Origin of the sequence: Massilia sp. 9I, assembly GCF_902506415.1 — a bacterium.
GTDB lineage: Bacteria > Pseudomonadota > Gammaproteobacteria > Burkholderiales > Burkholderiaceae_D > Telluria.
In genome coordinates, this window is record NZ_LR733275.1 from 4,610,668 (window position 1) to 4,623,116 (window position 12,449).

Annotated in this window: 10 protein-coding genes and 1 tRNA gene; 6 read left to right on the forward strand and 5 right to left on the reverse strand. The window is 60.2% G+C overall.

Annotated elements, in window-relative coordinates; genetic code table 11:
• Positions 1-25: 25 nt before the first annotated feature.
• Complete coding sequence (locus tag GV068_RS20530; protein WP_159702192.1) at positions 26-2,323, forward strand: phospholipase D-like domain-containing protein; 2,298 nt, start codon at positions 26-28, stop codon at positions 2,321-2,323.
• 464 nt (positions 2,324-2,787) lie between these two features.
• Here the strand turns inward: GV068_RS20530 and GV068_RS20535 are convergent.
• From GV068_RS20535 to GV068_RS20550, 4 genes are all read right to left on the reverse strand, one after another.
• Positions 2,788-2,863 (reverse strand) — tRNA-Lys (locus GV068_RS20535).
• 63 nt (positions 2,864-2,926) lie between these two features.
• Entirely contained in the window at positions 2,927-4,570 is a 1,644-nt protein-coding gene (locus GV068_RS20540; RefSeq protein WP_229464584.1) for a GspE/PulE family protein, read from the reverse strand.
• 186 nt (positions 4,571-4,756) lie between these two features.
• Entirely contained in the window at positions 4,757-5,539 is a 783-nt protein-coding gene (locus GV068_RS20545) for a spermidine synthase (protein ID WP_159702195.1), read from the reverse strand.
• 102 nt (positions 5,540-5,641) lie between these two features.
• Positions 5,642-6,166, reverse strand: coding sequence for a glycine zipper 2TM domain-containing protein (locus GV068_RS20550; protein WP_159702198.1), 525 nt, complete (start codon positions 6,164-6,166; stop codon positions 5,642-5,644).
• A gap of 322 nt (positions 6,167-6,488) precedes the next feature.
• Between GV068_RS20550 and GV068_RS20555 the strand changes: the two genes are divergently transcribed.
• The 5 genes from GV068_RS20555 to GV068_RS20575 all read left to right on the forward strand — a co-directional run bounded on the left by GV068_RS20555 (position 6,489) and on the right by GV068_RS20575 (position 11,621).
• A complete protein-coding gene (locus tag GV068_RS20555; protein ID WP_229464387.1) occupies positions 6,489-6,974 on the forward strand; it encodes a barstar family protein in 486 nt (161 codons plus the stop codon).
• A gap of 48 nt (positions 6,975-7,022) precedes the next feature.
• The gene (gene purN, locus GV068_RS20560) at positions 7,023-7,640 is read left to right on the forward strand and encodes a phosphoribosylglycinamide formyltransferase (protein WP_159702201.1); all 618 of its coding nucleotides are present in this window, start codon (positions 7,023-7,025) and stop codon (positions 7,638-7,640) included.
• A 28-nt stretch (positions 7,641-7,668) separates the two neighbouring features.
• Complete coding sequence (locus GV068_RS20565) at positions 7,669-8,964, forward strand: RsmB/NOP family class I SAM-dependent RNA methyltransferase (protein WP_159702204.1); 1,296 nt, start codon at positions 7,669-7,671, stop codon at positions 8,962-8,964.
• A gap of 9 nt (positions 8,965-8,973) precedes the next feature.
• On the forward strand, positions 8,974-10,293 hold the full coding sequence (locus tag GV068_RS20570; protein WP_159702207.1) for a mechanosensitive ion channel family protein: 1,320 nt from the start codon (positions 8,974-8,976) through the stop codon (positions 10,291-10,293).
• A 113-nt stretch (positions 10,294-10,406) separates the two neighbouring features.
• Positions 10,407-11,621, forward strand: a complete 1,215-nt coding sequence (locus tag GV068_RS20575) for a fatty acid desaturase (RefSeq protein WP_159702210.1) — start codon at positions 10,407-10,409, stop codon at positions 11,619-11,621.
• Between the two features lie 51 nt (positions 11,622-11,672).
• Here the strand turns inward: GV068_RS20575 and GV068_RS20580 are convergent, their stop codons facing one another.
• Complete coding sequence (locus tag GV068_RS20580) at positions 11,673-12,419, reverse strand: hypothetical protein (protein ID WP_159702213.1); 747 nt, start codon at positions 12,417-12,419, stop codon at positions 11,673-11,675.
• Between the last annotated feature and the right edge of the window lie 30 nt (positions 12,420-12,449).

The following is a 12,449-nucleotide window of genomic DNA, read 5'->3' on the forward strand; positions in this document are numbered from 1 at the left end:
TGAAAAATCGAAGAGCAAATAACACATGCCTATTGATAAATACACCGCTCAGCTTACTGTTAATACGATCACCTCGGTGACTAGACAGTATTTCGACACAGAGCAGCCATTTGCGTTCCCTCGGATTGGCAACGAGTGCCGTGCGTATTTGAATGGTCGCGACTATATGGCTGCGGTTGCCAAGGCAATTCGGGAGGCAAAAAGCTTCGTGTTGATCGCGGACTGGCAATGCGACATCGATGTTGAATTGGACCACCGGGGCGAACCGGGACATCCCGGACGTTTGTCCGAACTCGTCTATCAAGCAACACAGCGCGGTGTGCACGTGAAATTCATGCTGTATGACTCTGTCATGGTGGCGTCTACGAACGACGACGTTTCGCAAGACCTCCTAAACGCGATTCCAAAAGGAAATGGCAAAGGCTCGATTGAAGTACTGTTGGCAAATCCAAACACAGGGCGGCCTTACGTCCGTAAGCTTGACAACCTAAATGTTTTTTTCTCGCATCATCAAAAGTTTGTTGTTGTCGATGGCATGGTTGCTTTCTTGGGCGGGTTGGACATTGCATATGGCCGCTGGGATACAAACGCGTTTAACGTGGTAATTGACCCCACTAAACGCGTTATCAACGATGCATACAATATGCAGATTGAGCCAGCCCGGTTAATGACGAGCGTTGAGGAAGTTTTAACAAAACCGGAAGGTTTTCCAAATTCGCCTAAGGGATGTCCGCCATTTCATCCTCCATATAAAGGCAAGGTTTTTGACGAACGTTTTCAGCCGCGCCAACCTTGGCAAGACGTCGCTCTGCATATTAAAGGTCCAGCGGTATACGATGTTTTCGTTAATTTTGTTTTACGTTGGAACAGTTTCGCTGGTTCCGGAACCAATGGCTTCGACAACCCGATGGCGTCGACATGGTTTGAGCGAGCTAGGGGACAAGATTACTTGGTTGATCCCTTAGCATCTGGCGATGGGAGCGCCACCGTGCAAATCTCCCGTTCAGCCTCGTCTGCGCAGCTGTTGGACGAACTCAGGCTGTGGGGCGATCGTTACAAATATATTCACGACGACTGGAAGCAGCCAAGTGTGGAACGTCGAAAAAAGGTTCAAAAAGCGAGAGAGGCATGGGCGAGTACACACCAGACAAGCATTAAAGACGCAATGATAAATTGCATCGCGTCTGCGCAGGCGATGATCTATATTGAGAATCAATTTTTTATCTCTGAGTGTGGCAGTGATGCCTACGGTACAAAATCGCCAGCAAATAACGAAATTTTATCCGCTCTTGCAAATGCGATTGCACGAGCCGTATATGCTGGAAAGCCATTCCATGTGTACATTGTGCTGCCGGTACAGCCTGAAGGGAAATTGGAGGAGGATGCTGCGAAATCACAAGCGTGGTGGGCTCTGCAGGGAATAAAACGAGGTAGCAATAGCTTAATTAGCCGCATTAACGCGGCAATTTTCAACAAACATATGAAGGCTTGGGGCGTTATGAGGGAACCGGAAACAAATTCCGGCATATTCGACATCTTGCAAAGACATGGGATGGCCGAGGAATGGCGCAATTATCTGACCGTCTTAAATCTGCGTAATTTTGGCCGCACGTCGACGAACGTCATAACGGAAATGATATACGTGCACAGCAAACTCTTAATTGTCGACGATGCGGTTGCGATCATTGGAAGTGCGAACATCAACGATCGTAGCCTGAACGGCGACGGCGATACCGAACTTGCAGCCATCGTGGTGGATACGGCAAACGCGAGCATGACCGACATGGGGCAGGGCGTCAAAGTCACAACCCGCAATTTTGCGCGAGAGTTACGCATAAATTTGTGGAAAAAACACTTAGGCATGTTAGTTGATGAGACCACGACCGGTGTGCAGAAGGAATCGGATGTGCCGAGCGGCATAGATATTGAGAAGCCACTTTCGAGGGAAAGTGTTAACGGAATGCTGGCGTTGGCTCGCAAGAATGCGCTTACATACCAGAAAATATTTCCACAAGTGCCGTCAAATAGTCACCGGACCTTGACAGCGGGACTCAGTCTGGCTTATCCGGTCCTCAATGCCAAGAAGGGTAAATACGATCTTTCCAAACCAGCATTGCTTGCGCCCGCATTTATGAACGGTAACAAGCCGAAAATTGAGGAGGCATACAAGGAGCTGCGCGCAAACATACACGGGTTCTTTGTGGAAATGCCGCTAGACTGGGGCTCCCAGGAGGGAGCGACGCCCAACCCACCAGTCGGTCGTCCAAAGATGATCGCAGCTACGCATAATAGTGCAACTTGGCCTACGGAGGCGCGCGCGTGAATATGAATTCCATCGGGGCGCTAACTAGTAAGCTAGATATATTTTATGTTTATGGGTTCACAGCTTTCTTGACACTGCTCGTGATTCTGCACAAGTTGCGATTAGTTGTCCTGCCTCGGCCCTTGATTCTGTTTAGTTGGTATGGGGTTGTCGGACTTGCGGCGTCCTGGTTGGCTTTCCATTCTTTGTATTTTTTCAGCCATCACGAAGGCGCTAGTCGCCTTGTTACCTACGCACTCATCTTTTCTTTTATACCAGTTTATATATGCGCACTGGTCCTGCTGTTCATTTATCCAAAGAAAACGACGCCTCCGTAGGAGAGCGTTTCTTTTTTCGTGCTATTAGTTCGAGAAAGATTCACGACTTACGAGCGATGTTATTTCGGACCGCTCGTTGGAATAGGACATGCAAAACAAAAAAGGCGTCACGATCACTCGTAACGCCTTGTTTGCTACAACTAATTCTGGTAGGCCGTGCTGGGCTCGAACCAGCGACCAACGGATTAAAAGTCCGCTGCTCTACCAACTGAGCTAACGACCCGAAAGAGGCAGCATTATAGCCGGGCGTTCGGGTTTGCGCTAGTGCTAACTGTGCAGCAGCATCTCAGACCAGCGCCGCCGTCACTTTCAGCACCTCGTCTGCCGTAGTTACACCTTCCACAACCTTCATCGCGCCCGCAATGCGCAGCGGCTTCATGCCGTCAGCCACGCTCTGCTGGCGCAGCTTCTGGATGTCGGCGGATTCGCGCACGGCGTGCGCAAACCCTTCGCTCACCGTCAGCAATTCATAAATGCCGGTACGGCCGCGATATCCGGTCTGGCGGCACTCGGGGCAGCCGATCGGACGATACACGGTGGTCGGCTTCGGGATACTCCAAGCTCCCCCAATGCTTTGCCACACCTCGTCGCTCAATTCGCCGCCACTCGCCTTGCAGTCAGGGCAAAGCGTGCGCACAAGGCGCTGGGCCATCACCCCGATGAGCGTCGCTTCCAGCAGATAATCCGGCACGCCCAGCTCCAGCAAACGCACGACGGCGGCTGGCGCATCATTCGTGTGCAGCGTCGAGAACACCAGGTGACCCGTCAGCGCCGCCTGGATCGCCATCTCGGCCGTCTGCAGGTCGCGGATCTCGCCCACCATGATGATGTCCGGGTCCTGACGCATCAGCGCGCGCACGCCATCTGCAAACGACAGGTCGATCCCCGGCTGCACCTGCATCTGGTTGAATGAGGCCTCGACCATTTCGATCGGATCTTCCACGGTGCACACGTTCACTTCGCTGGTCGCCAGCGTCTTGAGCGTCGTGTATAGCGTCGTCGTCTTGCCGGAACCGGTCGGCCCGGTAACCAGGATGATTCCGTGCGGCCGATTGGTCAGCGCATCCCAGCGCGCCGCATCGTCCGGCGGGAAGCCCAGTTCCGGCAGTGTCTTCACGACCACTTCGGGATCGAAGATACGCATCACCAGCTTTTCGCCGAATGCTGTCGGCAAGGTCGACAGACGCAGTTCGACTTCCTGGCCGCCAGCGGTACGCGTCTTGATACGCCCATCCTGCGGGCGCCGCTTTTCGATCACGTCCATCCGGCCCAGCAGCTTGATGCGTGCGGTCATGGCGATCATCACCACCGCCGGCACCTGATACACCTGGTGCAGCACGCCGTCGATGCGGAAGCGGATCACAGCGAATTCGCGTTTCGGCTCCAGGTGGATATCAGAGGCGCGCTGCTCGAACGCGTAGCTCCACAGCCAATCGACGATATTCACGATGTGCTGGTCGTTCGCATCGAACTGCTTGTTCGACTTGCCCAGTTCGACCAGCTGCTCGAAGTTGTTCCGCATCGCCAGGTCTTGCCCGGTATTGCGGTTGGCGTCGCGGATCGATTTGGCGAGGCTGAAGAATTGCGAGATGTACTGGGCGATGTCGAGCGGATTGGCCAGCACCAGTTCGATCTTGCGGCGCGAGACCTTGGCGATTTCCGCTTCCCATTCCACGTTGGCCGGATCGGCGGTCGCCACCACCAGCGTGGAGCCGGTCATTTCCACCGGCAGGATATTGAAACGCGCCGCATAGCTGGCCGACATCACGTCCGCCACCTTGGTGAAATCGATTTTCAGCGGGTCGATGCGGATGAAGGGCAGGCCGACCTTGGTCGCGCACCATTCGGTCAGCACGTCGAGCGTCAACAAACGATGCGGTGGCAGCGCCGAGACCAGTTTGCATTGGGCGACCGCAGTGAGCGGGTGCATTGACCCCGCCGCATTCTTCAGGATGCCCTGAGCCTGCGTGAAGTGTGCCTTGACGTGTTCCTTGGTGACGATGCCGTCGGCCAGCAGCCACGAGAAGATCGATTGCAGGTCGAGCGTGCGCAGGCGCGGCGCCTTGGCGGTAGTGGGGACGGCTTGCGTGTTCACGTTCGGCTCCCGGTAATTAGTCTAGTTGGCGGCGAGGATGCCCTTGACCCAGGACTTGGCCGGCAGCTTGGTGCTCGCCACGATCTGGGCGGCGCGGGCCGCCAGCGCTTCCTTGTCCAGTTGCGGACGGTCGCGGAAGCACAGCGCCACCACATTGCCTTCGTGGACTTCCGGCAGGCAGATCACATGCGCGAAGGCGAACTTCATCGCCTTCAGGTTTTTGGCAAAGCTCGGATGGTCGCCGAACAGGTTGACGGTCATGATGCCGCCCTCGGCCAGGCATGCGTTGCAGGCCTGGTAGAACTCCGGCGTATCCAGCACCGGCCCGCGCGCGGTGGCGTCGTACAGGTCGCATTGCAGCACGTCGAAGGCGCCGTGATTGCCCGGATCGTTCACGAAATCCAGCGCATCCATCTCCAGCACGTTCAGGCGCTCGTCTTCGGGTGGCAGTTTAAACATAGAGGCGCAGATGGCGATCACCGATTCGTTCAGTTCGACGGCGGTGACGCTCGCCTCAGGAAACTGGCGGTAGCAGAACTTGGTGAGCGTCGCGGCGCCCAGCCCCAGCTGGGCGATGGCGCGCGGGGCGTCGATGAACAGCATCCAGGCCATCATCTGCTGCGCATATTCCAGCTCCGGCCAGTCCGGCTTGCGGATGCGCATCGCGCCCTGCACCCACTCGGTGCCGAAGTGGAGATAGCGGACGCCGTCCTGTTCGGACAGGGTAACGGGGGCGAACTTGGGCTTGCGTGCGGGGCGGCGCGAGGATTCGGCCTGTTCGATGGATTTGCGTTTGATGAGCATAGGGCAACCTGATTGAATCGCCCTATTATCGGGGGAGGGGTTCCCGCAGCGCAAGCACGCCTTCAACCGGCGCTGCGGGAAGCCGGCGTGGCCGGCTGAGGATCAGTAGCGATCAGGAGCGTAGGCGTCAACCGGCTGCACCGAGACGCGCAGGCGCACGCGGTTGCCCGGATCGCGGTTCATCAGCGTGTTGTAGGTCTGGCCGCGGTATTCGTAGGTGACGTCGTAGCCGTTGGTGCGCGACTCGTAGGCGTCGACGTTGCGGCACTGGCGCACCGCCTGTTCCTGCACGCCCTGTGGACGGTTGGCGTTTTCGGCACGGTCGCCGACCATCGCGCCGGCGATGGCGCCGGCCGCCGTCGCGGCCACGCGGCCGTTACCGCTGCCGATCTGGTTGCCGAGCAGGCCGCCCACGACGCCGCCGACGATGCCGCCGCCGACGCCACGCTGCTGCTGCGCCGGCACCTGCACGTAGTCGGTGCGGCATTCCTGGCGCGGGGTGCGGATCTGTTCCACGCGTGGCTGCACGCGCACCACGCGGCCGAAGTCTTCGAAATCCTGGGCCTGTGCCAGCGGCAGGGCGGCCAGGCCCAGCGCGGCAATGATCAGTTTGGCTTGAGTGTTCATGGTCTACCTCGTAGTGGTGTATTCGACGGGTCTGGTGGGGTGGGAACCGACCGGACTTCCATGGCTCCTATGGTAATCCGATCCGGCCGGGTCGACGAATCCCCGTGGCAACAAAATGTAACAGCAACGCAAGCCTTCGAGCCCTGCCGCCAGAATGGCAGAGCTGTTGGTGAGGCGTTAAGTTGTGCATATATGAACATACCAATTTTTACAAATGGGATTCCCGGGATCACATTTGGGTTGCTTCCCATACCACAAAACGTTACCCTTACACACTAAGGGTTTTTTTATTGGCGCGTGGAAACAATAGCGGGAGAGAAGAATGTGGCGGATACCGACCGTCGCGACGCGTGGTGCTGAGGGCGCCACATCACACCGACCTGGTCATCTTGAGGAAAAAATGAGTCTGTTGATGAGAGTGCCGCCCAATCTTGTGCAGTCGATCCGCGCGTTCCGCGTCGCCGAGCTGCAGCAGGAGGCTGCGCGCCTAGGTCAGCACTTCCTGTATGCGCATTGTGCCAATACCTTGACCAAGCAGCAGGTGTGCGCCCGCATCGGCGAGAACTTTTATTTCCCCAAACCCTGCAGCAAAAACTTCGACGCCCTGCGCAAGTGCCTGACCGAGACCCTCAGCGAAGCAGGGCCCCAGCCCGGCTTCCTCGTCGTCCTTGAACAATTGCCGAGCGCGCAAAAATTCGACAAGGAAGCACGCGAAAACCTGCTCGACGTGTTCCGCGACGCGGCTGAGTTCTGGGCCGAAAAGAAAGTCCCGTTCCGCGTATTCTACTCCTTCGCGATCCCTGCCTGAGCCCTGCCCACGGCGGTTGCCCGCCGGCGATACGGTACAATGTGGGGTATGAAAAATATCGTGATCCTCATTTCCGGCCGTGGCAGCAACATGGAAGCGCTGGTTCGCGCCATGGAAAGCGAAGCCTGGCCGGCCCGTGTCGCAGCCGTCATCAGCAACAAGCCGGAAGCGAAGGGCCTGGAATTCGCGAGCGCCCGCGGCATCCCGACCGCGGTGATAGCGAACAAGGAATATGCCACCCGCGCCGAGTTCGACGCGGCGCTGCAGGAAACGATTGACCGTTTCAGCCCTGACCTCGTTGTGCTGGCCGGCTTCATGCGCATCCTCACGGCGCCCTTTGTCGAGCACTACGCCGGCCGCATGCTGAACATCCACCCCTCGCTGCTGCCGCTGTTCCCGGGACTGGGTACGCACCAGCAGGCCATCGATGCCGGGGAGAAGGAGCATGGCGCGACCGTGCACTTTGTCACAGCCGAGCTGGACCACGGTCCGATCGTGGCGCAGGCGCGGGTGCCGGTGCTGCCTGGCGACACCGAACAGACCCTGTCGGCGCGTGTGCTGGTCGAGGAACACAAACTGTACCCATATGCGGTGCGCCTGTTCGTCGAAGACAGGCTCAATATTGAAAATGGCGATGTGCGCATACTCGATCGTGCGGCCGCCTGAATCCACAAGTATTTAATTAAGGAACACCATGAGATTGCCTCCAGCGATCATCGGCAATACCGAAGAAGTATTGCGCGATATCCTGCGCTTCACGTCGCCTGCCGACGTCACCCTGTCGCGCTACTTCAAGGACCACCCGCGTTTCGGCGGCCGCGAGCGCGGCGTCATCGCCGAAGCGGTGTATGCCGTCCTGCGCAACAAATCCTTCTATACCGATTTCGCCGGCTCGGGCAACACGCCCTCGATGCGTAAACTTGCCCTGCTGGGCCTGGCCGAAACGGTGGGCATCGACGCCCTCGGCGGCCTGAGCGAGGAAGAAACCCATCTGCTTACCCGCGTCAAGGATGTCGACCGTTCGCTGCTGCCGCCGCAGATGCGCGCCAACCTGCCGGCCTGGCTGTACGACAAGCTGGTGGCCCAGTTCGGTGAAGCCGAAGCCCTCGAGCTGGCCGCCGTGCTGAATACTCCAGCGCCGCTCGACCTGCGCGTGAATTCGATCAAGGCCGACCGCGACGAGGTGATGGCCGAACTGGCCAAGGCGCCGATCGTGGCCGAGCCGATGCCGTATGCCCCGCTGGGCCTGCGCGTGCAGAAAAAACCTGCGCTGCAAAACCTGCCGCTGTTCAAGGAAGGCGCGATCGAGGTGCAGGACGAGGGCAGCCAGGTGCTGGCCCAGCTGCTCGGCGCACGCCGTGGCGAGATGGTGGTGGACTTCTGCGCCGGCGCCGGCGGCAAGACCCTGGCGCTGGGCGCGACCATGCGCAATACCGGCCGCCTGTACGCCTTCGACGTCTCCGAAAAGCGCCTGTCGAAGCTGAAGCCGCGCCTGGCGCGCAGCGGGCTGTCGAACGTGCATCCGGTCCTGATCGCGCATGAGCGCGACGCCAAGATCAAGCGCCTGGCCGGCAAAATCGACCGCGTGCTGGTCGACGCACCTTGCAGCGGCCTGGGCACCCTGCGCCGCAACCCTGACGTCAAGTGGCGCCAGCGCCCTGACGCGATTGGCGAGATGCAGGAAAAGCAGGCTGCGATCCTGGACGGCGCGGCGCGCCTGGTCAAGAACGGCGGGCGCCTGGTGTACGCCACCTGCAGCCTGCTGAACGAAGAGAATGACGTGATCGTCGAACAGTTCCTGGCGACGCACCCGGACTTCGAGCTGGTGCCGGCGAGTCAAGTGCTGGCCGAGCAAAAGATCCCGCTCAAGATGGACCGCTACCTCAAGATGCTGCCGCACAAGCACCAGACCGACGGCTTCTTCGCCGCAGTCCTCGAACGCAAGGCCAAGGCCAAGGCGGCGCCGGCCGACGAGCCGATCGAGGAATAACGCCGACACATGCCGCTCCAGCAACTGCTGGCCGACCTGCTCGGCGACATCCATCAGCCTGCCATCCTGTGGCAGGCGCTGGCCATCGTATTGTGCGTGGCAGTCGGCTGGGGTTTGGCGCGGCTGATGCACCGGTCATGGCTGGCGAGCCACCAGGACCAGCACCAGGGCCTGATCGGCCTCGGCATGGCCAGTTTCAGCCGCGTGCTGCCGCCGCTGCTGATCCTGGGGCTCCTGGTGACGACCCGCGCCGTCATGCATCACTACCAGAGCGTGCACCTGCTCGATGTGGCGGTGCCGCTGGCGTCTTCGTTCGCGGTGATCCGCACCTTCTTCTACCTGCTGCGCCGGGTGTTCGCGCGCCGCGGGCAATTGGGTGAGGCGCTGCAGACCTTCGAAAAGATCTTCGCGCTGGTGGTCTGGCTGGGCGTGGCCCTGCACATCACGGGCGTCCTACCCGACGTCATCCACTACTTCGAGCACACCCAGCTGCCGATCGGCAAGCACAAGATCGTGCTGTCCGACCTGGTCGAAGGCATTGTCTCGATCGTCGTCCTGATGATGCTGGCGCTGTGGGCCGGCGCCGCGCTGGAAGAGCGCCTGATGCACGTCGAGCGCATGCACAGCTCGATCAAGGTCGTGCTGGCGCGCATGAGCCGGGCGGTGCTGATCCTCGTCGCGGTGCTGTTCAGCCTGTCGCTGGCGGGGCTGGACCTGACCGTGTTGTCGGTGTTCGGCGGCGCGCTGGGCGTCGGCCTCGGTCTCGGCATGCAGCGCATTGCTAGTAACTATGTGTCCGGCTTCATCATCCTGCTGGAACGCAGCCTGACTATCGGCGACCCGATCACGCTCGATAAATATTCGGGCAAGGTGGCGCGCATCAATACGCGCTACACGGTGCTGCGCGGCGCCGACGGCACCCAGACCCTGTTGCCGAACGAAATGCTGATCACCGGCGTGGTGCTCAACCAGTCCTCGACCAACCGCAACGTGCGCGCCGTGACCACGCTGACCGTGTCCTACGACAGCGACCTGTCGGTCGTCATGCCGTTGCTGGAAGCGCTGCCGCGCGGCGTGCCGCGGGTGCTGGACGAGCCGGCGCCGAACGTTTTGCTGAATGCTTTTGCGCAAGATGGTTACGCGCTGGAAGTTGGCTTCTGGCTGGGCGACCCGGAGAACGGGCAGGGCGGGCCGATTTCCGACGTGAACAAGGAGATTTATGCACTTGTCCAGTCCGGCGAGATCAAACTTGGTCATCCGTCAATGGATACCCGCCTGCTCGATGCACATATCACATCGCTTGTGGCGCGAACCCCTACCGCGCCTTGAAATAAGCCATGCTCGGCAGCTTTTAAACGTGCCGTGCGTCACTGGAACCGCGTAAAATATCGGGTTGCGGGCCGCTGCGACGCAGCGCACCACGCGATATCCATGGAGACTGAATGAATTTCATTAGTAGCGAACCCGTGCAAGCCGTGCTGAGTTTCCTGTCGACCGGCCTGCTCGACCTCAGCGGCTGGCAGATCTTTTTTGTCACTCTGGGGCTGACGCACATCACGATCGCCGCCGTGACGATCTACCTGCACCGCCACCAGGCGCACCGCGCCCTGGAGCTGCACGCCATTCCGAGCCATTTCTTCCGCTTCTGGCTGTGGCTGACTACCGGCCAGGTGACCAAGGAATGGGCGTCGATCCACCGCAAGCACCACGCCAAGTGCGATACCGAAGAAGATCCGCACAGCCCGCAGACGCGCGGCATCCGCAAGGTGCTGTTCGAAGGCGCCGAGCTGTACCGCGCTGAGAGCAAGAACAAGGAAACGATGGAGAAGTACGGCCACGGCACGCCGGACGACTGGATCGAACGCAAGGTGTACACCAAGCACAGCGCCATGGGCGTGGTGCTGATGCTGCTGATCGACTTTGCGCTGTTCGGTATCGTCGGCATCTCGGTGTGGGCCGTGCAGATGATGTGGATCCCGATCACCGCCGCCGGCATTATCAACGGCATCGGCCACTACTGGGGCTACCGCAACTACGACTGCAGCGATGCTGCCACCAACATCCTGCCGTGGGGCATCCTGATCGGCGGCGAGGAACTGCACAACAACCACCACACCTTCGCCACCTCGGCCAAGCTGTCGAGCAAGTGGTATGAGTTCGACCTGGGCTGGGGCTATATCCGCATCCTGGAAACCCTGCGCCTGGCCAAGGTCAAGAAGGTGGCGCCGAAGCCGGAATTCGCCAAGGACAAGCTGGTGGCCGACCTCGACACCCTGCAGTCGGTGATCGCCAACCGCTATGACGTGATGGCGAAGTACGCCAAGTCGGTGCGCCACGCTTTCCGCGAGGAATTCGAGCACCTGAAGCACAAGGCCGAGCTGGAAGCGCGCTTCCTGAAGAGCTCGCGCAAGCTGATGCAGCGCGAGCCGGCCAAGCTGGAAGCCTCGCACAAGCAGCAGCTGGTCGAGCTGTTCCAGCACAGCAAGGCGCTGGAAACCATGCACCAGATGCGCGTGGAACTGGGCGCGATCTGGGAACGTTCGCACTCGACCCGCGAGCAGCTGCTGCAGCAGCTGCAGGACTGGTGCGCGCGCGCCGAAGCCTCGGGCATCAAGGCCCTGCAGGAATTCTCGCTGCGCCTGCGCAGCTACGCGTAAGCGTTCAGGCCTGCCAGCAAGACGGCTCCCCGCGGGGAGCCGTTTTCTTTTCTAGATCAGGAGCACCTGCGCATCATCCGGCAGCACCAGCCGCGCGCGCGGATCGAAGTCTTCGTTGCCGGTGAAGCGGTGGCAGTAGACCGGCGCATTGGCGTGGTTGCGCCCCGGTTCGCTGGTGGGGTAGGTGGCCAGCAGGCGCTCGCCGTCGCGCACGTCGACGTGGCCGCTGGGCGACAGGCTGCACACGGACACGCCAAGCTTGCGCGTGAAGGCCCGCATCAGGAAGCGGTGGTGCCAGGGCACCAGCGGATCGATGGCCGCGTGCACGTCGTGCAGCAGGCGCCGTACTTCGCCGATGGTCCAGGCATCCGGCGCCAGGGTGGGGACGATCACCAGGTTGGCGCGCAGGTCGGATGGGTTCTTGTTGATCGAAAAACTGCCGTCCTGCTGCGCGGTGCGGTCGGCGACGGGAACGATGTACAGGCCGTGCTCGCCTGGGCGCACCTGCAACGACTCCCCGCCGCCCTCCAGCCAGACGGCCAGGTCGTCGGTGCGTACGCCGGCGCGTGCCGGGCGCAGCTGGACCGCGAGCGCGGCGCGCCCGGCCAGGCTTTGCTGGACCGCCTTGGCCATCGGGTAGAACAATTCCTTGTACGGGACCAGGCGGGTATGCGCGGCCTTGACTTCGACCGTCTGGATCTGCTCGGGAGCCGGGAGCTCGGACTGGGCATGCGCCGGCAGGGCGCATAGCAGCGCGGCCAGGGCGGACAAGACGGGAAGCTTCAGCAGCGGGGACATGCCATGGATGGTGAAGTCGACAACGCCTTA

Excerpts from the sequence above, each read along its gene's own strand:
- GV068_RS20545 (WP_159702195.1), bottom strand. The coding sequence starts at position 5,539 with ATGCTCATCAAACGCAAATCCATCGAACAGGCCGAATCCTCGCGCCGC.
- GV068_RS20550 (WP_159702198.1), bottom strand. The coding sequence starts at position 6,166 with ATGAACACTCAAGCCAAACTGATCATTGCCGCGCTGGGCCTGGCCGCC.
- purN (WP_159702201.1), top strand. The coding sequence starts at position 7,023 with ATGAAAAATATCGTGATCCTCATTTCCGGCCGTGGCAGCAACATGGAA.
- GV068_RS20570 (WP_159702207.1), top strand. The coding sequence starts at position 8,974 with ATGCCGCTCCAGCAACTGCTGGCCGACCTGCTCGGCGACATCCATCAG.
- GV068_RS20580 (WP_159702213.1), bottom strand. The coding sequence starts at position 12,419 with ATGTCCCCGCTGCTGAAGCTTCCCGTCTTGTCCGCCCTGGCCGCGCTG.
- GV068_RS20540 (WP_229464584.1), bottom strand. The coding sequence starts at position 4,570 with ATGCACCCGCTCACTGCGGTCGCCCAATGCAAACTGGTCTCGGCGCTG.
- GV068_RS20530 (WP_159702192.1), top strand. The coding sequence starts at position 26 with ATGCCTATTGATAAATACACCGCTCAGCTTACTGTTAATACGATCACC.
- GV068_RS20575 (WP_159702210.1), top strand. The coding sequence starts at position 10,407 with ATGAATTTCATTAGTAGCGAACCCGTGCAAGCCGTGCTGAGTTTCCTG.
- GV068_RS20565 (WP_159702204.1), top strand. The coding sequence starts at position 7,669 with ATGAGATTGCCTCCAGCGATCATCGGCAATACCGAAGAAGTATTGCGC.
- GV068_RS20555 (WP_229464387.1), top strand. The coding sequence starts at position 6,489 with ATGTGGCGGATACCGACCGTCGCGACGCGTGGTGCTGAGGGCGCCACA.